The 24,688-nt window shown below is 50.5% G+C and carries 23 protein-coding genes and 1 pseudogene; 20 read left to right on the forward strand and 4 right to left on the reverse strand.

Features of this window, described 5'->3' with window-relative positions; all coding sequences use genetic code 11:
* The 19 genes from THISIDRAFT_RS13810 to THISIDRAFT_RS13900 all read left to right on the forward strand — a co-directional run.
* A partial coding sequence (locus THISIDRAFT_RS13810; protein WP_472910298.1) for a transposase family protein occupies nt 1-563 on the forward strand: 563 nt, incomplete at its 5' end.
* A gap of 118 nt (nt 564-681) precedes the next feature.
* A complete protein-coding gene (locus THISIDRAFT_RS13815; RefSeq protein ID WP_139064070.1) occupies nt 682-1,716 on the forward strand; it encodes a hypothetical protein in 1,035 nt (344 codons plus the stop codon).
* A gap of 121 nt (nt 1,717-1,837) precedes the next feature.
* Complete coding sequence (locus THISIDRAFT_RS13820; protein ID WP_006788220.1) at nt 1,838-2,872, forward strand: hypothetical protein; 1,035 nt, start codon at nt 1,838-1,840, stop codon at nt 2,870-2,872.
* A 49-nt stretch (nt 2,873-2,921) separates the two neighbouring features.
* Nucleotides 2,922-5,516: a glycosyltransferase family 2 protein gene (locus tag THISIDRAFT_RS13825; protein WP_006788221.1), complete on the forward strand. Its 2,595-nt coding sequence runs from the start codon at nt 2,922-2,924 to the stop codon at nt 5,514-5,516.
* A gap of 378 nt (nt 5,517-5,894) precedes the next feature.
* Nucleotides 5,895-8,666 carry a glycosyltransferase gene (locus THISIDRAFT_RS13830; RefSeq protein ID WP_006788223.1) on the forward strand — a complete coding sequence of 924 codons (2,772 nt, stop codon included), beginning with the start codon at nt 5,895-5,897 and terminating at the stop codon, nt 8,664-8,666.
* 17 nt (nt 8,667-8,683) lie between these two features.
* Entirely contained in the window at nt 8,684-8,851 is a 168-nt protein-coding gene (locus tag THISIDRAFT_RS13835; protein ID WP_006788224.1) for a hypothetical protein, read from the forward strand.
* A gap of 106 nt (nt 8,852-8,957) precedes the next feature.
* Nucleotides 8,958-9,830, forward strand: a complete 873-nt coding sequence (locus THISIDRAFT_RS13840) for a class I SAM-dependent methyltransferase (RefSeq protein WP_006788225.1) — start codon at nt 8,958-8,960, stop codon at nt 9,828-9,830.
* Nucleotides 9,830-10,681 carry a class I SAM-dependent methyltransferase gene (locus tag THISIDRAFT_RS13845; RefSeq protein ID WP_006788226.1) on the forward strand — a complete coding sequence of 284 codons (852 nt, stop codon included), beginning with the start codon at nt 9,830-9,832 and terminating at the stop codon, nt 10,679-10,681. The genes THISIDRAFT_RS13840 and THISIDRAFT_RS13845 overlap by 1 nt, the downstream gene beginning before the upstream one ends.
* A complete protein-coding gene (locus THISIDRAFT_RS13850; RefSeq protein WP_006788227.1) occupies nt 10,678-12,390 on the forward strand; it encodes a hypothetical protein in 1,713 nt (570 codons plus the stop codon). The genes THISIDRAFT_RS13845 and THISIDRAFT_RS13850 overlap by 4 nt, the downstream gene beginning before the upstream one ends.
* Nucleotides 12,387-13,133 carry a sulfotransferase family 2 domain-containing protein gene (locus THISIDRAFT_RS13855; RefSeq protein ID WP_159098533.1) on the forward strand — a complete coding sequence of 249 codons (747 nt, stop codon included), beginning with the start codon at nt 12,387-12,389 and terminating at the stop codon, nt 13,131-13,133. The genes THISIDRAFT_RS13850 and THISIDRAFT_RS13855 overlap by 4 nt, the downstream gene beginning before the upstream one ends.
* A gap of 560 nt (nt 13,134-13,693) precedes the next feature.
* On the forward strand, nt 13,694-13,849 hold the full coding sequence (locus tag THISIDRAFT_RS13860; protein ID WP_006788230.1) for a hypothetical protein: 156 nt from the start codon (nt 13,694-13,696) through the stop codon (nt 13,847-13,849).
* A gap of 267 nt (nt 13,850-14,116) precedes the next feature.
* Nucleotides 14,117-14,959 (forward strand): hypothetical protein, encoded by an 843-nt coding sequence (locus tag THISIDRAFT_RS13865; protein ID WP_006788231.1) that lies wholly within the window; start codon nt 14,117-14,119, stop codon nt 14,957-14,959.
* A gap of 3 nt (nt 14,960-14,962) precedes the next feature.
* The gene (locus THISIDRAFT_RS13870) at nt 14,963-15,943 is read left to right on the forward strand and encodes an IS481 family transposase (RefSeq protein WP_006788232.1); all 981 of its coding nucleotides are present in this window, start codon (nt 14,963-14,965) and stop codon (nt 15,941-15,943) included.
* Nucleotides 15,933-16,208 carry a hypothetical protein gene (locus THISIDRAFT_RS13875; RefSeq protein WP_221914057.1) on the forward strand — a complete coding sequence of 92 codons (276 nt, stop codon included), beginning with the start codon at nt 15,933-15,935 and terminating at the stop codon, nt 16,206-16,208. The genes THISIDRAFT_RS13870 and THISIDRAFT_RS13875 overlap by 11 nt, the downstream gene beginning before the upstream one ends.
* A gap of 227 nt (nt 16,209-16,435) precedes the next feature.
* Nucleotides 16,436-16,669, forward strand: coding sequence for a ParD-like family protein (locus THISIDRAFT_RS13880; protein ID WP_006788234.1), 234 nt, complete (start codon nt 16,436-16,438; stop codon nt 16,667-16,669).
* Complete coding sequence (locus THISIDRAFT_RS13885) at nt 16,666-16,947, forward strand: type II toxin-antitoxin system RelE/ParE family toxin (RefSeq protein ID WP_006788235.1); 282 nt, start codon at nt 16,666-16,668, stop codon at nt 16,945-16,947. Before THISIDRAFT_RS13880 ends, THISIDRAFT_RS13885 begins: the two co-directional genes overlap by 4 nt.
* A 348-nt stretch (nt 16,948-17,295) precedes the next feature.
* Nucleotides 17,296-17,529, forward strand: coding sequence for a hypothetical protein (locus THISIDRAFT_RS13890; protein ID WP_083824650.1), 234 nt, complete (start codon nt 17,296-17,298; stop codon nt 17,527-17,529).
* 448 nt (nt 17,530-17,977) lie between these two features.
* The gene (locus THISIDRAFT_RS13895) at nt 17,978-18,214 is read left to right on the forward strand and encodes a hypothetical protein (protein ID WP_006788236.1); all 237 of its coding nucleotides are present in this window, start codon (nt 17,978-17,980) and stop codon (nt 18,212-18,214) included.
* On the forward strand, nt 18,196-18,969 hold the full coding sequence (locus THISIDRAFT_RS13900) for an RNA-guided endonuclease TnpB family protein (protein ID WP_006788237.1): 774 nt from the start codon (nt 18,196-18,198) through the stop codon (nt 18,967-18,969). Before THISIDRAFT_RS13895 ends, THISIDRAFT_RS13900 begins: the two co-directional genes overlap by 19 nt.
* 96 nt (nt 18,970-19,065) lie before the next feature.
* Here the strand turns inward: THISIDRAFT_RS13900 and THISIDRAFT_RS13905 are convergent, their stop codons facing one another.
* Genes THISIDRAFT_RS13905 through THISIDRAFT_RS13915 form a run of 3 tightly spaced genes read right to left on the reverse strand, consistent with a single transcriptional unit; the run spans nt 19,066 to nt 23,477 of the window.
* Nucleotides 19,066-21,453 carry a glycosyltransferase family 2 protein gene (locus THISIDRAFT_RS13905; RefSeq protein ID WP_006788238.1) on the reverse strand — a complete coding sequence of 796 codons (2,388 nt, stop codon included), beginning with the start codon at nt 21,451-21,453 and terminating at the stop codon, nt 19,066-19,068.
* 5 nt (nt 21,454-21,458) lie between these two features.
* Nucleotides 21,459-22,676, reverse strand: a complete 1,218-nt coding sequence (locus THISIDRAFT_RS13910) for a glycosyltransferase family 4 protein (RefSeq protein WP_006788239.1) — start codon at nt 22,674-22,676, stop codon at nt 21,459-21,461.
* A 30-nt stretch (nt 22,677-22,706) separates the two neighbouring features.
* The gene (locus THISIDRAFT_RS13915) at nt 22,707-23,477 is read right to left on the reverse strand and encodes a SapC family protein (RefSeq protein ID WP_006788240.1); all 771 of its coding nucleotides are present in this window, start codon (nt 23,475-23,477) and stop codon (nt 22,707-22,709) included.
* Between the two features lie 110 nt (nt 23,478-23,587).
* On the opposite strand from THISIDRAFT_RS13915, the gene THISIDRAFT_RS13920 reads away from it, so the two are divergent.
* Nucleotides 23,588-24,178: a class I SAM-dependent methyltransferase gene (locus tag THISIDRAFT_RS13920; RefSeq protein WP_006788241.1), complete on the forward strand. Its 591-nt coding sequence runs from the start codon at nt 23,588-23,590 to the stop codon at nt 24,176-24,178.
* Nucleotides 24,179-24,288: 110 nt separating this feature from the next.
* Here the strand turns inward: THISIDRAFT_RS13920 and THISIDRAFT_RS13925 are convergent.
* A pseudogene (locus tag THISIDRAFT_RS13925) lies at nt 24,289-24,688 on the reverse strand (hypothetical protein); the annotation flags it as partial.

Consider the following 24,688-nt stretch of genomic DNA (forward strand, 5'->3'; position numbering starts at 1 on the left):
GCTACCGGCTGCGGCTCAAAGGCAACCTGCGCGTCGACAGTGGGCAGAGCGAGGAGACGACCACCGGGGCACTGGCCCAAGGCGTGCGCGAGCGCTATCTCACCGAGGTCGGCCTGTTTGCCTGCGGGGTGCGAACCCATCTCGGGATCCTGCACGACCCCGGGCATCCACAGCCCTGGATCATCGCAATGGACGCCCTGCCCACACGCACGCGCGTTCTGGATTATGCCGCACGCTGGTGCATCGAGCCGATGTTCTCGGACCTCAAGAGCCGGGGCTTCAACCTCCAGCACTCCCAACTCCAGCACGCCGACCGTCTGGAGCGCCTTGTCCTGATCATGGCCCTGGCCATGTATTGGTGCGTGCGTGCGGGGCGCGCCGAGGCACTCGCCTCCCCAACACCCCTTGAAAAAAACTCCAGACCCAACACGACCCTGAGCATTGGACCTTCAAAAAAGCCTCCCGCAGCCTGCTGTCCTGGTTTAAACGCGGTCTGCGCTATCTACAGCGCTGTCTCCAAAACAACAGCCCGTTACCCGCTTTTTATGCCCGCGAGTAACTGATAGGTGGTAAGCTGCTTTGGGCTAACATGCTTTGGGCTAACACCTTGCATAGCTTGGATAATAGCATTATAATTTAAACTAAAAAGTTGCAATGTGGGCGTTTTGGTGGGTAAATACCATGCTGGATCTGTTTCACAGCAAGAACCAGCCAACATCTGTATCGACAGAATCGATACCTCTGAATAGCTTTAAAAAGAAATACAGAGCAGAGATAAATAACAATATGGGTAATGAGTTTAATGTTTTAACGCGAGTCGTGCTGTTAAAGCCGGGCATGTATATCTTTCGTTATGCAACCAAGCTAGAAGATGGGGTGTTTATCCCTGTTACCCTGCAAGCCGCTCCGCTAGGCAAGGGGAGCGTGGATTTTTTTCCAGCCGACGGTGTAACCAAAAATACCTTGCGTAGCCTAGGTGATTGTATTATAGTCAGAGTGAAGGGGTACGATGCAGGTGTTTTGGTGGCTGAATACCATGTTGGATCCGCAGCGCAGCAAGAACAAATCAACATCTACATTGACAGAATCGATACCTCTGAACGGCTACTGGAAAGAAATACAGAAGGGCAGAAAAAAACGGAAGAGAACAAAGGATACCAAAGTTCAGCTCCATACCCTAGCATGGAACATAGCCAGCATCGATTTCCCCAGGTTGCGAGTTTCACCCCTAGTAAAAATGACATTCGGCTATCAGGTCATGTTGAACTTCAGGGAGACGTGGTCATCACCAATGGATGGTTGGGGCATCCCGAAAATGTCACAAGGATTGAAGGATTTTCTGTTGAATGGCTAGGTCGTCCACAGGATGCGGACTTGATCTACACATGCTACTCCAAAGGGATAGGGCAAAGCCCTGCAGTGGCCTCAGGCAGCTTTGTGGGTACGCGAGGTAAAGCCACGCCGATTACCTCTGTTTCTTTTGCACTTGCAGGCTCTAGGGCAGGTGACTACGAACTGTCGGGCTATGCCTGTTTTGCGGGTTGCCCCCCAGTACCGGTTGAAGCTGGTAAAAAACTCTCCGGTTTGCGAGAAACTGAACAACTGACCGCATTAAGTATTCGCATTCGCGATAAAAAAGGAGAGGCTGCCATGTCCCGTTCCCCCTCTCCATGGGATGACCCTGAAGTCACACAGATTTTCAGGGTGAACGACTGAGGTGATACACAAAAATTATACCTTCTCGCATGATCAAACTGATGTTTGAAATGTGGTAGGTCATTTTTTGTGTGATTACTTTTAACTTTCCGCACGCAGTGCATAATTTTCGGAGTGAAACATGGCTCAGTATGAACAAGAAGGCTCGGAATTAGCCAGAAATATTACCAATACACCTGATCTCTCCCCGGAGACAGTGAGTGCGATCAGAGGTGCTACCGGCGCTTATCAAGCGGGATCACAAAACAATGTAGATAACAGAAACCCTGACTATGTGAGAATCATTCCACAGCGGTCTGATGATGGCGGTGGCGATACCGGCGGCGGCGATACCGGCGGAGGCGCAGGTGGGCGTATACCACCTGAAGTGGTCGTTGTATTGAATAATAACGGCATTGATTTGACACTGAATACGGTAGATCGCGTTATTCTCACTGGGCGTGGTAATGATAGAATTGTTGTCAATGGTGATGGCAATACGACGATTGAAAGCCTAGGCGGTAACGACACACTCATCACCTCTGGTGGTCATGACAGTATCGTCACCAGTGCGGGGAATGACAGTGTCTCTACCGGAGCCGGAAACGATACGATCTACTCAAGAGCAGGTCAGGACAGCGTTGACGGCGGTGCCGGGTTTGACAAGCTGAAGATACATGGCAGCAGTAGCGACTATAACGTCAGTGTCGTTAATGGCGCTATAGTGATTGATAACAGCTCAGGCCACAAGGTCACTGCTCGCAACATTGAATACATCAAGTTCAATGATGGATCCGCCATCACCGCAAGCACTACTGCAGATCATGCCACCATCATGCGTATGTACGAATCCTTGCTTGATCGTTCTGCAACAGCAGGGGAGGCCGGTTTCTACGCGCACTGGTTACAGCAAGGCAATGTATCACTTGCTGAGGTGGTTCGCTCCTTCCTCGCGGTAGATGCGGTAGAAAGCAGACTTGGCCAGGCAGGTGTGGTAGAAGATAGCTCCTTTGTGGCTAATTTTTACCAACTTGCACTTGGACGCGCTGCAACTGCCGATGAAATTGAGTCAGGCGTAGCACAGATTGCCGCTGCAGGTTATGGGGAGTTTGCCGTTACCGTTATCAGCTCTGCCGAGGCGGTTAATCTCTATGCAGATAGTGTCATGGTCGTATAAAGCGTGATTGCTTTTTGCGTATAGCACTGTAAATTTTGAAGGGGTTTTTGTGACAAAAGCCCCTTCATATTTTGGCTTTTCCTTCAATCACACCATTACCACTTTTGTGTCTCAGCGCCAAGCAAACCTATTTACCCTGTTAGCAGCCTCATATCAATCAGGAGCAACACAACAGGCGGAGCAGACACGCTATCAGCTTCAAGCCAACCGTGTTACACGCACAGAAGCCTTGATTTGGTCAGGCATTAAAGCTCTGGAAGCCAAAAATCCACATGATGCTTGGCTTTATTTCTGTGGTGCATTGAAAAATCAACCGCATCATCCTGATTTTCCCCTGTTGCTCGCTCAAGCCGCCCGACTGCAAAAGGCAGATGCTGCCGCAATGCAGTGCATCAATCATGCCTTGAAACACAAGCCATTAGACTCCTCATATCGTATCGCAGCGTGGCAAGCACAAGCGAACAATCTTTCTGTTACCGCACGCAAGGAATATCTCTGGCCGCAGCTTCCTACACTGCAGGATGCAAGCGAACTGAAATGCATGCTGGAGCTGATGCCAGAGATGCCCATTGGCGCAGCTTATCTGGATATGTCCAAACCACTGCTTAAAGGCTGGGTTTTTGATCCTGGCGGTAGAGATAACAGGCTTCATGTTTACCTTTGCATTGGTCGCCAAACAGAATTAGTAAGGGCAAATGAAGAACATCCCCTGTTATATGCCGTCACCGGCATCAGAGTAGGCGGGTTTAGCATTGATCTGTCTGCCATACAAACAGAGATCGAGGCACATCCGATCCATCTCTCGATGGCAAATGGCACAGCGCTTGCTGGAAGTCCATTTTGGTTAGACTCTCCTTTACCCGATTTATCGTATACACCGCATTTCGATACTGTGGTGGATGTCATTATTCCGGTCTATCAAGGCCTGCGGCAAACACTTGGCTGTATAGAAAGCGTCTTACGGGCACGCCCGTATAACAAAACTCCCCACGAGATCATCGTTGTCAATGATGCCTCACCCGATACCGCATTACTCGATGCCTTAAAGATTTTATCCACGCAAGGCCACATCAGTCTCATACACCATCCGATCAACCTGGGCTTCATTCGTGGCATGAATCGCGCCATGGCCTTGCATCCCAAACGCCATATTGTCTGGCTGAATGCCGATACCTTAGTTTGCCACAACTGGCTGGATCGACTGCATACAACCGCACACAGCGCCGAGAATATTGCCTCAGTCACCCCCTTTAGCAATAACGGGGAACTGATGAGTTTCCCCCAGCCCGCCCAAAAACAAAACATGCCGGATCTGGCAAGCCTGATGCAACTAGATGCGCTTGCATCGCAGAGCTGGGACAACACTCTACCGGAGCTGGAAGTAGGCTGTGGGTTTTGCCTGTATATTCGTCGTGATGCCTTCATTGATACAGGCTATCTAGATGAACATCATCTGCTGCGTGGCTATGGCGAGGACACCGATTGGTGTTTGCGTGCCAGAATGCGCGGCTGGCAACATGTAGGCGCTCCACATGTCTTTGTTGCACATGCTGGCAATGTTTCTTTTGGTTTACACAAGGCCTGGTTGGTTGCCCGCAATAATGCCTGGATTCGCCGCCGCTATCCGCATGCTGAACAGCGTTATACTCGCTATCGCAAACGGGATCCTATCAAGCCCCACCGTCAGCGTTTACAACATGCCAGGTTATCAAGGCGCACGCAGGATCAACCCAGAGTTCTGCATTGCATTGGCAGCCTAACATGGCAAGACCCCCGATTAGGTTTTTTAACCGCAGACGAGCCACCCGATACATTGCCGCATTGGCCGCAAAACACATGCCTGCTAAGCTGGAGACAAGATTCCGTAGACACTCAATTGCGCCTGGTACTTACCGATGCGGACTCTGAATTACCCATTGTGCTTGACTACAGCCTAGCCGCTGACTACAAAAAACTGCGTACCACACTGTCCCAGCTTGCCATCAAGCATTTGGTCTTGTACCATTTGCACCATTGTTCGGAGATGTTGCTAGCGCTGTTACAAAACCTGGATGTTCCCTATCATCTCCATCCGCTAGATGACAGCCTGCTGATCGCTTCCCCTGCGACACTGGCAAATCATCAGATCCGTCAATTTGCACAGACCGCCCAAGCCATTGAGTTACCATTTAAGACATTGTTTTCTACATACGAGAAACACTATCCGGGGGTATCCTTAATACACACACCATACGCATCTCTGGTCAATGCCAAGCTGCCGAGCGCAGCGGAGGCTGGCAATTTTCTCGCACACGCCAAGACAATTTTGATTGCAGATCACCTAAACCATGCATGCATCGCTAAGCGCTGGCTGAAACTGGCACACCATTTCACGCAATGCGGAGCAAAGCAAAAGTTTATCTTGTTGCAGCAGACACCCCATGCGCAGATGCTACAGGCAAGTGGTTGTGTGTATACGCCATCACTTGCAACGGGCTTAAACACCAGCGAGATGTTACAACTTGCAGGTTGCCGTGTGGCTGTCAGTCTTGATGCCACACCCTCATCAGGCTGGATGGCTCCCGCGCTAGCTAACCGCTATACATTACCCCTGTTTGCGGCACATTCGAAGGTTGCCAGCGAAATAGGTGTCTATTCACTTTGACAGTGTTGCTCAAAAAATGGTGTATCAGCCCGCAGACCGTTATCATGAAATTTTGTTGCTCACGCCGGGCGCGAGCACGACTATCTACCGTAACTACTCAGGCTAGGTCATGTGCCTGAAATTTAAATACTTTTTGAAAGTCAATGATTTTGCGCAGAAAAATTATATCGTTTTAAATCAACTACTTAAAATTTGCTTTAAAAAGACTGATTCAAGTATTTTCAAGAAAATCACGGTCTCTTGCTGTTTTTAAAGCGCAGAAAAAATCCAGCATAGCCTGAGTAGTTACTATCTACCTGAGTATCCTTGCCCCGACTGACTGATTTCTAATGCACTAGCTTGGCAAAGGGTGTCTAGATAAAGAGCTTGGCATGAAAAATGAAAAAAAACATTGTAAATCAAAATTATAAAGTTCAAGGTCATATCGATCAGTTGAATGGTGGCCTTATCAGCGGCTGGGCCTTCGACCCCAATGAACCGAATAACCCTGCCCAGGTAGCGCTTTTTGTCGGACAAAGCCTGATCGCCAAAGGTAAAGCTGATATGTACCGCAGCGACCTCAAGGCATTAGGTATAGGCAATGGCAGGCACGGTTATAACTTCAGATTAAAAAACATCCTACCAATAGGTAAGCCGCTGACCATCACTTTGCAGTGCAATGGTCAGCGGGTTGAGACCGCTCGCCTGAACGTTACCATCGAGTCCAATTACAGTGCCACACTCCACGAAGTGAAAGACCAACGGCTTACCGGCTACATCAAACCTACAACTGAGCAATGGCAAACTGAGCTGATCTACCATGTCTTTGTCGACGATACTAAAATCGCCCAACAATCGACCTGTTTTGATGAGATAAATCAGACCTATCCCATAGGCTGCCCACTACCGGGTGAGTACTTTGACGGCCTAGCGCACTTGCTCTCAATCTACCTAGATGGCACGGCAAGGTGTCTCGCCACCCTGGTAGCAGTACTACAACCCATCACCACCCCTTGGGAACATTTAGCCACCAGCTCATCTGTGGCCTACCCGATCTATGCCGGCCTACCGAGCTTGGTCGCACGCCGCTTAACCAGCTTCCAGGCACAGATTTCCAGCTTGGCAGAGAAAAGCGCAATCAAGGAAATTCAAAACCTAGATCTCGCTCTGCGCGTTCTCAATCAAGGTCATGAAAAACGCAAGGCATACTCGCAACTCAGCTTACCCCATCCCACCACCTACCCTGATATCTCTATCATCATTCCCGCACACAATAAATTCGCGCTAACCTACCACTGCATTGCCTCGCTTATCCTAAGCAGCAATCAATGCAGTTATGAAGTTATCCTGGCAGACGATTGCTCAAACGACAAAACCACTGAAGTTAAATCATTCATCACTAATATCAAGGTTATTGTCAATGAGACCAACCTAGGCTTCTTGCGCAACTGCAACAAGGCCGCCCAGCAGGCGAAGGGTCGTTATCTCGTGCTGCTGAACAACGACACCGAGGTGGGCGATGGCTGGCTGGATGAAATGCTTGCGGTGTTTGATCGCTACCAGAAGGTCGGCGCGGTCGGCGCCAAGCTGCTGAACGGAAATGGCAGCCTGCAAGAAGCCGGTGGTATTGTTTGGGATAATGGTCAACCAGAGAACTTGGGTTCCAACGGCAACCCCTATGCCCCAGAATGGAACTATGCTCGCCAGTGCGATTACCTCTCCGGCGCCGCCCTCATGGTCCCCAAGACCCTCTGGGATAGCATCGGCGGCCTGAGCGACGAATACGCTCCCTGTTATTACGAAGACACCGACCTGGCCTTCAAGGTGCGGGCCGCTGGCTACCGTACCTTCTACTGCCCCCATGCCGAGGTGATCCACTTCGAGGGTCAAACCCACGGCACGAACATTAGGGCAGGCTTTAAAAAATACCAAGCCATCAACGCCCCCAAGTTCGCCGCCAAGTGGGTGGAAGCTTACACCAACAACGGTCGCATGGGCACGGACCTCTGGCGCAACAAGGAGCGCGGTGTGCGCTTCCGCTGCCTGGTGATCGACTACTGCACCCCGGAGCCCGACAAAAATGCCGGCGCCTACGCCGCCGTGCAAGAAATGCGGCTATTGCAGGCCCATGGCTTCAAGCTGACCTTCATCCCCGAGAACCTGGCGCACTTCGGCCACTACACCCGCGAACTGCAGAAAATGGGGGTCGAGTGCATCCATGCGCCCTTCTATGTCTCGGTGGAAGACCTGCTGCTAAAGCGAGGCCAGGAATTCGATCTGGTCTTCATCACCCGCTACAGCGTGGCGGAACGCTACCTGAACCTGATCAAGCAGCACAGCCGCGCCAAAATCCTGTTCAACAACGCCGACCTGCATTTCCTGCGCGAGCTGCGCTCTGCCCTGTCCAGGAGCGACAAGAACCTGTCCACCGCCATCAGCACCCGCGACAGCGAACTGGCGCTGATGAACCAGGTCGATGCCATCCTCTCCTACAACGAGGCCGAGCATGCCGTCATCACCAGCCACATCCTGAAAGACGACAACATCTTCAAATGCCCCTGGGTGCTGCCGGCCCACGGCCACAAGACCCCCTACGAGAAGCGCCAGGGTATCGCCTTCCTGGGCGGTTATCGCCATCCCCCCAATGTCGAGGCCGTTGAGTTCTTTATCGCACAGGTGCTGCCGTTGCTGCGTGCCCAGCGCACCGATATCCCCTTCCACATCTTCGGCAGCCATCCGCCGGATAGCTTCTACGACTACGAGGCCGAGGGTGTGATCGTGGAAGGCTTTGTCGAGACCCTGGATGCGGTGTTTGAACACTGCCGGCTCTTTATTGCGCCCCTCACCTCAGGGGCCGGCATCAAGGGCAAGGTGCTCGAAGCCATGAGCTGGGGCGTGCCCAGCGTGCTCAGCCCGGTGGCGGCCGAGGCAACGGGCTTGACCAACGGCATCAGCGCCGCCATCGCGGAAACCCCGGAAGAATGGGTGGAGGCCATCATCAAGCTCTACGACGACCCCGCTTTGTGGCAGAAGTATTCAGAGAACAGCCTGAGCCTGGCCCAGCACAATTATTCGTTTGAGCATGGCTGGAAGTTGATGGGCAAGCCGCTCGCGTATTTGGGGTTTTTTGGGGGGAAGGCGGAGGGTTATGCCGTTGCGAAGACAGACTGATGGATACAGGATCGATCATGCAAGCACTCATCGGTGGGCTGGGCCTGGTTGAGGCCGAACCGTTCCTCGCCGCCGTTTCGCGTGACAAGTTCGACTACACCGAGTGGCGAAGAACCGGACCGCCTGGCTTGAGTATTGACGAAATCGCCTTGGCTGCAACTGTCAGACCGCATCGACAGAGATAGTCTCCGCTGATGTGCAACCAAAAAGTTCGTTCTGGCGAAATGAAATGCATTGCCCGAAATTGTGGCCCCCTATTTTGCCAAATTAAATCCAATTGAAGGAGCGCAAATGAACGAAGAAAGCAAGAAGGATGGGAGTACGACGCAGGATGCCCTATTTCCGGCGGGGCATTTTTATTCACCGGTGGTCGATACGATCGACATCGCCGCGCGTCAGGATGCCATCTGGCCGTCCACTCCTCCCGTGCTGCCCGGCATCGATTTCAACGCCAGACAGCAGCTGGAGTTTCTCGAGCGCGACATCGGGTCGATCGGCGCTGTCTTTGATTATCCGGCGACACGAGCCGAGGTCGACAGCGATGCCAAGTTCTTTCTGGAAAACGGTCTGTTTGGCGGCCTCGACGCGCGCGCCTTGTTCGCTATGCTACTTAAGCTCAGGCCGCGCCGAATGATTGAGGTGGGGTCGGGCTTTTCATCCCTGCTGAGTGCGGACGTTAATCGCCGCTTCCTTGACGATGCCATGGACTTCACCTGCATCGAACCCTATCCACGGGATTTTCTAAAGAAACCCATCCCGGGGCTGTCTCGTGTCCTGCAAAACAAAGTCGAGTCGCTTCCGCTGGAGCTGTTTGCTGAGCTGGACGATGGCGACGTCCTTTTCATCGACTCATCTCATGTCGCTAAGACCGGCAGTGACGTGAATTACCTCTACTTTCAAGTTCTGCCACGATTGCGCCCCGGCGTCTTTATACACATCCACGACATCTTCTTTCCCCATGACTACCCCAAACAGTGGGTCATCGAAGAGAACCGGAGCTGGAACGAGCAATATGTCTTGCAGGCGATGCTCATGTACTCTTATGCATTCCATGTGGTGTTTGGTAGCGCCTATGCGCATTACGTCTTTCCGAGAAAGATTATGGATGTTGCCAATGGGGAGCTACTCGGTGGAGGAAGTTTCTGGATGCGGAAGGCGACTTGATGGCTACTACATTAATGGCTGATTATGAGGTCAGGGAGGAGTTTTGCTCACTGGACGAGTGGCGCACCTGGCACCCGCAACATCCGGAGATCTCCAGCCTAGAGGTGCGCACCGCCGTATTGGAGGCGATTCGGGCCGAAGGTTACCACGATCCGGTCAGCGATGGGCGGGCCGACCCGACGCGCATCGAGATCGGAACGGACCTTCGCGAGGGCATACTTTACTGCGGGCTCAATAGCAGGATGCGGGCCGTTTGGGTAGAGATGCTTCGCATACAGACGGCAGCCGAAATTCCCGACCAAGAGTTGCGCGTTTTTGCGCCAGAAGCATTGACTGATTTTGCGCTGCGACTGAGGGGAAAATACCGTTTCTTCCTTGGCTCTGAGTACATGCCGACGGCGGCAGAACGCAACGCATTCTTTCCCATTCAACACCAGGACCTGCAAAAGCTCACTTTCCCGGATGGATCTTTCCATGTCATTGTGTGCAACGAGGTGTTTGAACACGTTCCGGACATCGACGCTTCGCTAGGCGAACTGTGCCGTGTTCTTAAGCCGGGCGGCGCGCTGGTGGGCACATTCCCGTTTTGCTTTCACGATCAAGAATCCCTGATTCGGGCACGTCTGCGACCGGATGGCAGTGTCGAGCATCTCACCGCGCCCGAATACCACGGCAACCCCGTCGACCCCGAAAGCGGCGCGCTGGTCTTTGAGATTCCGGGCTGGAACATTCTCGACCGTGCAAATCGTAGCGGATTCAAGCGCGCTCGCATGGTGCTGGTCGGCTCGCGTCAGAGCGGGGTGCTTGCCGAGGCGATCAATGGGGTGATGATCATGGTGGCTGAACGATGACACGCTCTGAACACGCAGAGGGGCCAAGCTATATTCGGGCTGCCCACTATTTTGCAGATAATCATCCGACTAACTTCTGGGAGGCCTTCGATGCTTCTCGTGTCGACGAGGATCTCGCCTTAATTCGCTCCCTAGGTTTCAATACAGTGATCTTCGTGGTGCCATGGCGCGGCTTTCAGAAAACCCTTGCGCCGCATGTTTACAATAGCTTTTATTTTGACCGACTGCGCTTCTGTATATCAGCAGCAGTTCGTGCCGGATTGAAGTATGTGTTGCGAGTTTCGTATCCACATTGCCCTGATCCCGCGAGTGTGGGCTTTCCGACGGAACGAATCGAATGGTTGCTTCGATACCCTGAAGTCCGAGTGGCTTGGGCAGATTACCTGCGCCAAATACAGGATGTTGTAGAGGGCGACCCAGATTACCTATTCAGCTTTTATTCATGGGAAGACCTCTGGATTCCTATCGGGCTTTTCGATGGTTTATCTGTATCCGCACGTACAGAAGTCGCGGTCACAAGTGGCTTCCAGAGGTATTTGTCAGAACGCCATGGTCTGAACGAGGTGTCAGTTTGGTACGGTGTAGTGTTCGAGAGCTGGGAAGACGTACCAATTCCGCTCAGCGGCACCATTCCATATTTCTACTTCGTTCGCTTCATCGATCACTTCTGGGGGCACGAACTACTGTCGATCGGCCGTAAGGCGATTCCTCGACTTAATTACGAAATCCGTATTGACTGGGATCGCCTTGAGATCAATGGAAAGAGTTATCACTTCCCTCATGACCTTCTGTTCGACGATCCAGGGCCGCGTGCCTGTTACTTTGCACCTTATATCGGCGCCCGGAATGAAGGCGAAGATGTAGACGCTCTAACCTTGGTTGGTCGCCTGCAATTCGCATTGAATCTGATGACGGAAAATGGTCGATGGCCCAATCTGTTTGTCGAGCAGTTCAATTACATAGACAACCATCCGGATACGATTGCAACAAACGCCAAGATATCTGGTGAGGAAGTCGATAAATTCATCGTTGGTGCCGCTCCACTGCTCCTGAAGCACTCAGTTGGATATGGCGTTTGGACCACGATCGACTATCTCGACAATGTTGTCTTTAATCCGCGCTTCCAGCTTGGACTCGAAGGCTGGGAATCCGCTGGCGACTCACTGCCTACGGTCGAGCGAGATAGACATTTTGTATCGGTCCACCTCGGATCATCCCAATCCATCGCCCAGACGATTCGGATGGTGCACTACTGGCGGAAGGCTGGTCTTGTAGTCCGCATTGTTGGCCGTAGTCTGGATAACGTCCCTGCTGAGATATCAGTGCGGGTTGGAGACATTGATGTCGGCAAGATGTACTTTTTTGCCGATAAAGAAACTCAAACAATCAATCTACATCAGAAAGACGTTTTAGCGCTGCACGAGAAATTTGGAACCAACGTACCCATTACTCTAACGGTTTTCTCGGGAAAGATCGCAGTGTATGAGGTGTTTCTCTACTCACATGTGCAGACCAAGGGTATCCTCAATAGCGATCGGACACGGGGTCAGCATTGCGACGCAATCGAGCAACTAAATGCCTGCTTGTCCGCTGGAAATCCAAGTGGCGATAGTGACATCGGCGCGACTTATAAATCTAATTTTTACGAGTACAGACAATGGAAATTAATTTTAGTAGATGGCCATATAGCACATACATTTATAGCGTGAAGCATAAAATAATTTATGCCCCCATAGCTAAAAACGGCTGCTCTTCGTTAAAATATATATTTTATACGCTTCTAAACTCAAGCGAAACCAGGAGTGAACCTATTGATGTCCATCAATATTTTCTTACGGACGGGGCTAAGTATACGCTAAGTACAGTGCCCCCGGAAATGGCAATGAAAATGTTAGCAGATATTGAATACTTAAAATTCGCTGTCATTAGAAATCCTTTAGATAGGGCAGTTTCTGCATATGTTCAGAAGTTCGTTACATCCAGAATCTACAACGCACTTCCATCTATCATCGTTAAAGATGTAGTTGACTGGGTTTACAAAAATAAAGGACAAATCGTTGACTACGAAAAGTCTATTAACTTCTCCCAATTTGTTGACTATTTAACAAATACATCTGACTGTGATTTGGAGTCACATTGGGCACCGCAATACCTGTATTTGGAAAAGGTAAACTTCGATAAAATATTTACTTTAGAGAGAATGACTGATGTTTATGATTTTTTAGGCAATCGCACAGGTTGTTCTACTCCTGGTGTGGCCATAAATGTTACTGATATTTTTGAGACATCGTGTCTTAGCGATATTTCTGAGCTATATCCTTCAGAGTTATTAAATTACCCATCAATCCCATCCTACAATAATTTTTTGCCCACTCACATTAGAGACTCATTAGAAAATAAGTATGGCCGTGATTTCTGTTTATATAATAAACTGAAGTTTCGCGCTTTTTAGAAGGCAGTATATTAGCAATCCCTAATATTTCTCGAACATTAGTGTTTGCTAATATTTCTGGCCGAATGACTTCGCATGACATGGCCATTAGTTTAAGAAATTCATTGGGTTAATAACTACCAAACAGGACAGGCACCTTTTGATTAGGAATCATTTGCATTTGTTTGTTACAAGATAGGAGGAAAGGGGCCATATATGGTCCGCCCCGCGATGCAAGAGGAAAATCGCTGTTTGGTAGAAGGAAACGTTGCGGCCATATATCCGGCATCGTTGAAGGATCATCATCGAAGTCGATCCCGTGCCCTGATGGAATTCGCGTACCTTGCCGTCCTCAATCAGGTTCTCAGTCTCAGCTTACGCTGGCTTTGACCCCTTCCAGGTTTTCAGCGAGGCGGTCGTGCCTTTCATGCCATCACAGTGACTTTCACTCTTCGCAACTCGTGGTGTGGAACTCGGTTTGAAGCCCGTTCAGGGCTGGTTAATCGTGATTGTTCGTCGCTAGCGAGGCGTTACAATTAAAGGGGCCAGGCTCGGTTTGTTTTTTCTGCTAGACTTAGGGTATGCCTAGACGCCCCCGCCTGCACATCGCCGACTACCCGCATCACATCATCCAGCGCGGTCATAATCGCGCCGCTTGCTTCTTTGCCGAGGAAGACTACCAAGCTTACCTGCATTGGCTCGGGGACGGCGTGCAGAAAACCGGCATCAAAAATTAAAGAATTAAAGGGGCCAGGCTCGGTTTGTTTTTTCTGCTAGACTTAGGGTATGCCAAAGTTAGAATTAAAGGGGCCAGGCTCGAATAAAATTTAGGAAAGGACAAAACAATGGATTTTAGTACCCATTGCCGGCAAATGCTCAATGAAAGGGGAATCCCTTTGGAGTGGGTTCAATTAAGGAGTAATTAAGGGGCCAGGCTCGAATTAAATTTCTGCTTCATTTGTTTACTGTCAAGGTCTCTAACCCTCAGTCGTTTTGTTTACCCAATGTACGAACCACACGCTTTTCAAACAATCCGCAACGCGGTACATCAGAAAACAGTTACCCTTTTAGGCTCTGCCCCCGGTGCATATCTACTTGAAGCACTTCAAAACAACCAAATCCTAGTTTGCGCCAATGCAGCAGCATTAGGTGTTCAAGCAGAAAACGATTGGAAGCCGGAAATCACCCTAATCAACACGGCAGTAGCCAGTTCGCCAAATGCTGGAAAACCAACAAGAGAGCGCTTGCACCAATTAAAAACTAAAAAACTGATCATTATTGAAAGCGGTTATCCCTTAGAAGAAGCTGAGAAAATATTCAAGCCTATTGAAAGAGAAATAACGGAAACGATAACCCTGGATGAACGTTGTCAATTTTTGGAGGCATTCCTGGAAAAACCGCTCACCGGTCGAAGCGGTGATCAACATGTTCCATCGACAGGTTTTTTCAGTCTTTTAACCCTCATCCAATGTGGTGCAAAATCAATTACACCAATAGGTTTTTCATTTAATGATGGCCATTCCTACTTAAACCAAAAATACCAATGCGAACATATCGATCAAGATAAAGCAGTGTTGCGATGGATTCTTGAAAAAGGCTATCCGGTTGAGTTTTCATCTGAACTTATTGAGTGTATGGTTGGAATAAAGAATAAAGGGGTCAGGTTCGATTTTATCGTTTTTAACTGTCAAGTCCCGTATGATAATATACCAAAAAGGAGCTACCCATTGTTCCTAGCCCGCGAGATTCTCGAAGCTCTGCTGACCAAGGTCAAGGCAGAGCAGCGGGAGGGAAACACCCCTCATCGTCGACGCACAACGAAGCACCACAAGAATAAGGAGGCATAACCCATGCAGGTTCGACTTCATAAAAACGCCCGCACCACTCCGGCGATCCGTGCTGAACTGAAGGCCTCGTCATTGCCGACCAAAGTTCTGGCACGTCAGTATGGTCTACATCCAGCGACGGTGACGAAGTGGCGCAAGCGCGATTCGACCGCTGATGCCTCCCATTGCCCCAAGCGGTTGCAAACTAACCTAAGCCCCGTGCAGGAGGCGGTTGTGGTGGAGTTGCGCAAGACGCTGTTGCTGCCGCTGGATGACTTGCTCGCCGTGACCCATGAATTCATCAACGACAAGGTCTCGCGCTCCGGTCTTGATCGCTGCCTGCGTCGTCATGGGGTTTCCAATCTCAAAGCGTTGAAGCCCGTTGAGGAAAACTCGCAGCCGACAGAGAAGAAAACCTTTAAGGATTATGAACCTGGCTTCGTGCATGTCGATGTCAAATACTTGCCACGGATGCCGGATGAGTCCTCACGTCAGTACTTATTCGTCGCCATTGATCGTGCCACCCGCTGGGTTTATGTGGAGATTCTCCCTGCGAAATCGGCCAAGCACGCCCAAGCCTTTCTCAAGCGGTTGATCAAAGCCGCTCCGTTCCGCATCACCAAGATTCTGACCGACAACGGCAAGGAGTTCACTGACCGCTTCTGTGTCACCGGTCAGCGGCAGCCAACGGGCAAGCATCTCTTCGACAGTGCTTGCCAGCGCAATGGCATTGAGCATCGCCTGACTAAGCCGCGTCATCCCCAAACCAACGGCATGGTTGAGCGGTTCAATGGTCGGATCGCCGAGGTGCTGCAAACCACGCGCTTTCAATCTGGAGAGCAACTTTCAGAAACCATCACGCGCTATGTTAAACTGTATAATCAACACATCCCGCAACGCGCACTGGGTCATGTTGCTCCGATTCAATCTCTGAGACAATGGTATCAAATGAAGCCCGAGTTGTTTGTTAAGCGGCCATATAATCTTGCGGGACTTGACATATAACGACTACTTGGACCTAGTGGACTGGACCGGCAGGGCCATCCATCCAAAAAAGCGCGAAGCCATCCCCCAGCATCAGCCCAAAATCCTCAGTCGCATTGGCATGGATGCCGAGCAGTTCATCCAATACGCTCACCGTTTTCTCAAGGAATTCAGCAGTGCCGTCGGCAAGCCGCAGAAATTGGTGGAACTCTGTGCCCAGCGGCATACCCGCTATGTGCGTGGGGTGCAGGCAGCGCGGCGGTTGTTTGACCAGAAGGCGGCATAGACGCTGCCCAATCACCCACTGAAAATCAAAAGGGCATTCTTTTGTTTGCCAGTCGAATTTAGGGGGCCTGGCTCAATATCCTGTGCTACAGATCACCGTGCGTCGGGTTTACGCCGTGCTGAATGGAAAATGCGCTGCAGTTGGAGAAGCGGTGAAGTCAGCATGGAGTTGTACACTTTGCGGAGAATTACTACAATTGTGGTAACGCACTTTATGAGGGGAATGCCATGACGACATCCACATCCATCCGCATCAACCAGACGCTTTACGAGCAGGCGCGTAACGAGGCCGTTGCTGAGCACCGCACCATTGCCGGTCAGGTCGAATACTGGGCCAAGATCGGCCGTGCCGCACTAGACAACCCCGACCTGCCCGTCAGCTTCATTGCCGAGTCACTGGCCTCAATGGCCGAGCCACGCGAGACGACCACTCCATTCGTGCCCAGAAGCCGTCAGCAATGAGCTATCAGCTGGAGCAAACCCGTCGCTTCGCTCGCGCCTACAAGAAGCTGCACGACAACGTCGCCGCCGATGTCGATACCGCAGCGGCGCAAGTTGCCAAAGACCCCTCTGTCGGCGAACGCAAGAAGGGGGATTTGGCCGATTTGTATGTCTACAAATTCCGTAGCCAAAGCCAACTGTATCTGCTGGGCTACACCGTCGATGACGACATACGTTTGGTCTTTCTCGAAGCTGTTGGCCCACACGAGAATTTCTATCGCGATCTCAAACGTTCGTAGTTCAAACAAAAGCAAATAAATAAAATGAGGCCGGGCTCAAGTTCCAAGTGCACCACCTGGGATAGGGGGACATCCCGAGGAATCCGGTAGGATGGGTTTTGCCAAACCAAATCCTGAAGGAGCCTCGCAATGTCCTACCGCCATCTTACCGAATCTCACCGCTGCGTGATTGCCGATATGCAAATCAAAAGGACAGTCACTTAGTTTGTCCCAGAGATATGGGCCTGGCCGGTGGAAAAAGAAAAAGGGAATTGCGACTGTGAAGATGAATGACAATGAACCCATGAAGGCAGAAATCCACTGGTATGAAGCCCATGGTATTGGAAAGGTTAAGATTAAGGTGAAGAAATGGCTGTAACCTTTGTTGTGTGTTTGCAAGTAGATAATCTGGGTGATGTTTCCGGAGATGACCTACATGTTGGCCGGTTATATGAGGTTGTAGAGCAAGACGCTGGACATGGAATGATGCGAATTATTGATGAATCTGGTGAAGATTACTTATATCCAGCGGCTTGCTTCGCTACTGTGAGTATGCAAGATAATGTCGCAACCCGATTGCTGCAAGTACTTCCTCATAACTGATGCCTAGATCCTGAATCTGCGCTCCTACTCTAATGTAAAGAACACCTACTTTGTTCAAACAAAAAGACAGACACTTCGTTTGCGTTGTTCAAACTATAGGACCAAAAATTAAAGGGCTCCACGACGTTTCATGTGGAATTCAATCAGATTGCTCAAATTCCCATCCTTGACAGGCCAGTTCGGCCCTGAACCCTGTCTGCATAAGGGATTGGGGCAGATTTGGCTTGGGTTTTCCACTTGATCACGCATGGCCGGAGTAACAAAGCTTGCGGTGGGCGCAGTAGCCCCAATCCCTTCTGATGGCAGGATCTTTTCGGGCCGAACTGGCCTGTCAAGGACGAAGCCACTCCGTGGTGGTAATTTGAGCAATTCCACAGGTTTCGTCGAGGAGCCTTGAGGAGCCTTAAAGGGGCCAGGATCGATTTAATTTCTGTGCTAAGCTCATGGCATGCCTAGACGCCCCCGCCTGCACATCGCCGACTACCCACATCACATCGTCCAGCGCGGTCATAATCGCGCCGCTTGCTTCTTTGCCGAGGAAGGCTACCAGACCTACCGCCACTGGCTCGGCGAGGCGCTGGCAAAAGCCGGCGCTACACTCCGTGCCTATGTCTTGATGTCCAACCCTTATACCCCTCGCGGAATGAAGGTGGCGCGGGATGTGGCTTGGATGGCAAGACGCTGAAGCTGGCAAAGATGGATGCACCGCTCGCCATCCGTTGGTCACGCACCTTACCAAAAGCGGCGAAGGTGACAACCGTGACCGTGTCTAAGGACACGGCGGGGCGGTATTTTGTCTCGCTGCTGTGCGACGACACAGTATCGCCGAAGCCCGAAACGGCCAACAAGGTGGGCATCGACCTTGGTCTGACCCACTTCGCCATTCTCTCGACCGGCGAGAAGATCGCCGCGCCGAACACGTTTCGCAAGAATGAAGCCAAGCTCGCCAAGTTGCAGCGGCGGCTGGCGAAGAAGCAAAAAGGCTCGGCCAATCGCCGCAAGGCGAAGCTGAAAGTTGCACGGCTGCATACACGCATCACAGACGCCCGCAAGGACTTCCTGCACACGCTCTCGACTCGGCTGGTCAACGAGAACCAAGTGATCGCCGTCGAGACGCTGGCCGTGAGCAACCTGCAGAAGAACCGTTGCCTGTCGAAATCCATCTCGGATGCATCGTGGTCTGAGTTCGTCCGGCAGTTAGCGTACAAAGCAAAATGGTGTGGGCGAATGCTGGTGGGCATCGACCGCGGGTATCCGTCGAGCAAACGCTGTTCTGCGTGTGGACACACCGTAGCGAAAATGCCGCTGTCTGTCCGAGAGTGGGTCTGCCCGGAATGCGGCAGTCTCCACGACCGCGATGTGAATGCAGCGCGCAATGTGTTAACCGCCGGGCTGGCGGGGTTAGTCTGCACAGAGAACGTAAGTCCCGTGTTGCTGTAAAGCGGCATTGGCTGATCTCGTTGAAACAGAAAGTCCTGATCGTGAGGTTAGGAATCCCCGTCCTTTAGGCGGGGTGGATGTCAACAAGGCACGCGCTCAACTTTGACTGCGTGGCTCAAATACTGGTGTACCAGCCCGTAGACCGTTATAAGGTCCTGCGCTCCAATCATGCGTTAAGGCTGGATGATAATAAGGATCTATGCGGTTATATGCCGCCCAGGTGCGCATGAAATTTTGTTGCTCACGCCGGGCGCGTGCACGACTATCTACCTGATTATCCTTACCCCGACTGGCTGATTCCGCATGTACCAACTTGGCAAAGGGTGTCCAGATAATATGCTGTCCGGTTTTTAATATCCTCAAACAGAGTTCTACATCGTTAAAGGTTACGGCAAATTCATGTTCATTAAACCCTCCAAGTTCCTGAAAAAGCTGCTTACGCAACAGCAGGCAGGCTGCCGTGACCGCGCTTTGTCTGCGCACGAGCTGATTACATCCCAGATAACCTGGATCCTGCTCAAGCCAGTTATTTCCCGTATGTGCTGCCAACCTGTTAACACCTACAACCACCCCACCGTGTTGTACCATGTGATTGCGCCACAACAGTTTTGCACCAACCGCACCGATCTCTGGTCTTATCGCATGACTGAGCATTTCTTTAAGCCAGACAGGGTCTTGTACTTCGACATCATTATTAAGCAAGACAATGTATTCGCCATGCGCTAAATTGACTGCATAATTATTCATTGCCGCATAATTAAAAGGATAAGGATAGGATAAGACTCGTATCCCTCGTTTCATCAAAGTATGCAAATACTCCAAGGTTTGCGAGCAACGCGAGTCATTGTCGACTACGATGAGCTCCAATGTTGGGTAATCTGTAATGCTTAACACACTTTCAATGCAAGGGCGCAAAAGGTCAAATTTATCTCGGGTAGGAATAATCAGGCTTATTAATGGCAAAGGTGCAGGTAGAGGTCTGCGAATTTGATAAAGTGCGGGATAGGCGTGTAGAGCTTCAACCTTGGCATCAGGTGTGCTAAGTTGTCGTGCCAGCCATGTAATCGCTGCATGACGATTAGAATCAGCGACAGCATAGGCAGGATCTACCACAGAACCACTCACACGATGGTATAAAACTTCCGGAAGATGAACAACACACGCCTGATGACGCTCAGTTGCCAAGGCAATGGCAGCCATAAAGCCATGTAACCCCAGTCTATGTATGTCTTCGTCTTTTGGCAGGAGTGCTAAGGCCTGTTGCACAATATCCTTGCCAAATAAAGCCCCGGGACTGAAAATGTCCACGCCCATAAACAGATCAATATCCCAGATGGGCTTAAGCCAGGGCGCTATCCGTTGACCATCCATGCCATCTGTGTCGCAATCACTATAAATCCAGGCCGCACCTTGTGTTGACAATTGTTCAACCAGCCTTATCAATGCATGAGCCGACAGATGATCCCCAGCTCTAATCGGCAAAATAGCCTTTGCGCCCTGTTGCAACAACATTTCAATACCCGCAATCACCTTTGATCTGACCACGCGAACGCCAAGTGAAACGGGGTAAGATTGCTGCGCAAGGTTGCTCAGAGTACGCTCACACCGTGCATCATTTTCAGCATCGTCAAGCAACAGGATGCCAATCTGCAAATCAGTAGAGACCGTATTCTCATGACTGCGTTGCCTGCCCAGTGCATCATGCAAGGCATACCAGCAAGCATAATGCACAAATCCCACGGTTCGTGGAGCGCGTTGATCTTGATCCCTTGCTAATAAAGTCATTAATTCAAATGCCTGTTCTTGTGTCGCATCATCCTGAGTCGATGACCGTGGCCAATGGCTGCGCATGAGTGCCTCCAGGCCTTCCGGACGATAACACACAGTGATAGGGCTGCCATACAGTGGCAATCCCTGTTCCGACTCAATATGTATGGTATGCACCTCGCCATCTGCAAGTTCCCAGGGCAAATCAAGACTGAATCCATAGGCAAACTCCTGTTGCTCACAAAATGCAGGATGCGGATGATCTGCCATCACTTGCGCCAGTATGGTATCGCCTTCACGTGCCGTAATCTCTACCTGCACACCCGGCTTGAGTGGGTTCCACACCCAACCGTTCACCTTCAAGCCGCCCGTATACCAGATGACAGAAGGCGCAACGGTGATCGAACCTGCATTCGCACTTAATGGAAACTGCAAACTTCCTTCCAGCCATGCCCCCTGATTGGCGATACGAACCGTGATCAGTTCTGCCTCATCAATCCAGACCGAGGGCAATTGCACGGTAAAACCATGAAACAAATCCCCCAAGGTTGCAGCAGGCTGATATTGATCCGCACGCGCTAGCGAGGCAAATTCACCATTGATATAGATCTCAACGGCTAATCGGGCATCCGGAATCTGACGATCAAAGACCCAGCCCTGGATCACATTCTCATACAAACCAAGGATTGCACCAAAAAAACGCTCTGATTGCGACATATATTTCAATCACTTAATAAGGTAAGATGAAGCCGCTGCGGCAGACAAACGCTGTTTAGATCATAATCTCTGATAATTGTCTCGCGTGCTTGTAAACGCTGTTTGGAGAAATCATCAGGGTCGCTTAACACCGCACACACCGCCGCTGCAATGTCATCTGTGGCAAAAAAATCGACCAATAAACCGTTTTCGCCGTGTTGAATCACCTCTTGTATCGGTGCGGTGCGTGAAGCCACAACCAGAGTACCTGCACTCATCGCCTCAAGCATAGACCACGATAACACAAAAGGATAACTAAGATAGACATGGCAACGGCTGACCTGCAAAAGACGTAAATAGACCCAATAATTGACCTTACCCATGAAAAATACGCGTCGCACATCTAGCCTATCCATCACCTCATCAAGGTAACGCTGCTTATAGCTTCCGACTGCAGGCTGTATACCATAGCTCACATCATCACCACCTACAATGAACACACGAAGCTTTGGACGAGTGCGCAAAATTTCTGGTAATGCACGCATAAAGCTGTGATATCCTCTGACCGGTTCAAGATTTCGTGCGACAAAGGTTAATACCTCATCCCCGGGTTTAAGGCATAGCTGATACTGTGGCAACTCAACCCTTGCAGACGCATCAGGGCTTACCGTATCCGTATCAATACCATCATGTATGACATGCAGTTTCTCCTTTGCCCAGGCCGGAAAAGTATCAGCCTGCCAATGAGTTGGAGATATGCCACAGTCCATCGTATCAAGAACACTATAAAGATGGCTATTTTTAGTGTGTAAGCGTGCCTGATCTGAAAAACCTGAGCAAGGAAATTCAGGATCAAAATTTACATCTTGACCATGCGCTTGATAAAAATACTCGGCATAGCAGATCAGTCTGGCGTGTGGGAAGATATCACGCAGATATAAAGCCTCTCCCCAACCGGGATGCGCATGGATCACATCCGGTATAAATCCGGCATCACGCAGACCCATTGCCGTAATTGCACACGCCTCAGCACGCAAAACCTTGGTTTCAAACTCAAGCGCATAAGGATGGATGTCAGAGGCATTACCCCGTGTCAGATGATAGCTATAAGCAAGCACGCCTGGAATATCAAAACCATTTCCACGTTGCCGAATGGCAATGACACGATGCCCAAGCTTGACCAATGCTTGCGCAAGGTGTTGGTATTGACCAGGAAAATTTTGATGCACAAATAAAATATTCATCAAGATTAAGATATAGTGTTGACAAAGTGGCTAAAATTTCAACTCCCCCTCATCTTCAAGAGCAAAGAGTTCACGGGATTCCTGTTCCAGACGCTGATCAATATCAGCATGCGCTTTGGCAAGCATCAGCAAGGTTTGCATCCGATGCGTGGATATCAGTTGGCAATAGGCCAATGCCAAGGCATCTACGGCATGCAAGGCAGCAAGCGCCTGTGCGCTGAGCGCCTTAAGCTGTGCTTCATTGATACGAAAGAGACCTTCCATCGTATGAAAACCCGACTCATTGCGATGTGTAATTGGCCAAGGTTCCAATACAGCATACTGCGCTAGAATTTCACAAGAATGTTTTGTTTTTAAACGATTATCTTTGTAAGAAATCAGCGCATTAATTACATCATGCAAGGCATCTGTAAGCTGTCCGTCATCTGCAAAAAAACGCTTACCAGCGGCGATATTTTCGCCGACCAGCCCACTGTCTTCATCGACACAGAGCACAGTCTGACCAGCCTCGATCTCCACGAGGTGAAACGGATAATAACGCAAAATAACAGGGAGATAATCACATAACCAATGCCCATTCTTAGCGATAAAGAGATTTTTTCCCGCTTCCAAACCGCTTAGCATAACCGGCATGAAACCCGCATCCGTTTGCAATAAACCAACCGGAGCCGCTAGTGCCGCTTTGGGGACCTCTGATGCCACCAAAGGCACCACTGCATGGGTGCGTGCAAATTCGTAAGATGTTGGTTTTTGCCACATCATAGCGGCATGCTGCTGAATAGAAACAGTTTTTAATTGCATATGACCGCCTTAAATTTTTGAAATTACCAAATATTAAGTGTGAAACACATTTTATGTCCACAAGGGAAAGACTTGTCGCAAACCAGACCAGTGGTGTATGATTCTGCGACATGACAGAGATCGATTCTAACCCCCAAGTAGCGTGTTGCGTTTTTGTGAATCTCGGCTGCGGCTTGACCCCCGCACACCGATTGCCACCGATTTTTCGTGATCCACGCTGGCAGGAAATACGCATTGACATCGACCCGGATGTCAAACCCGACATCCTCGCCTCCAGTGAAAATCTGCAAAATATTGCAGACGGCAGTGTTGATGCCGTTTATTCGTCCCATAGCCTGGAGCATCTTGAGCTGCATCAGGTACCAGGCGCCCTGACAGAAATGCACAGAGTATTGAAACCAGATGGTTTTGCGCTGATTACTTTACCCGATTTGCAAGCTGTGGGAGAATTGGTGGCAAACGGTAAGCTTACCGAAGTTGCTTATCAGTCGCCAGTGGGACCAATTACTGCGTTGGATATGTTGTTTGGGCACAGTGCATCGATTGCAGCGGGAAACCAATACATGGCACACCGCTGTGGTTTTGATGCTAAATTCTTAGCTGAATCACTGCTTAATGCCGGCTTTAAAGAAGTACGCATCCAAAAAGGGGCATGTTTTGATCTTTGGGCTTATGCCTATAAAACACGCAATGGCTACTAAATAATAAACTAGGACTTACGCATTGACAAGCAAGCAATAATTGTGTGTCAACCCAATTCAGAAAAGTCCCCTTTTGTGCAAAGCAGAAGTGTCCCCCGTAGAATGCGTGGTTATGGTGTTTGGGCTGGTGCCGGAGTGATGTTGCCCCGACCTCTCCAAGGGTGGTCCGGCGCCGGTTTGTAGGTTGGCTTGGCGGTCTGTTTTGCCTTGGCCTGGTCGACGCTGTGGTGGACACTTTTTTCATCATCCAGCGGTGTGGGCGGTTCGCCCTCAGCCAACAGACGGTAAGGCATGATGTGCCCCTGGTGCAGGAGGGTGATGGTGCCGTCGAAGGCCTCGCAGACGGTGAGGGTGGCACCCCGCAGGCGGTAGCCCTTGCCCTGTCCCTGAAGCTGATATTCCCGGTTCTTGAACTGGAAGCAAAGGTTCTTGGAGAGCTTACGGGTATGGTGCAGGCAAAGGATGAGGGCCTGCTCCTCGGGGCTGTGCAGCACCGGTCGGTGGGCTCCT

It is taken from the genome of Thiorhodospira sibirica ATCC 700588 (assembly GCF_000227725.2).
In the GTDB taxonomy this organism is placed as follows: domain Bacteria; phylum Pseudomonadota; class Gammaproteobacteria; order Ectothiorhodospirales; family Ectothiorhodospiraceae; genus Thiorhodospira; species Thiorhodospira sibirica.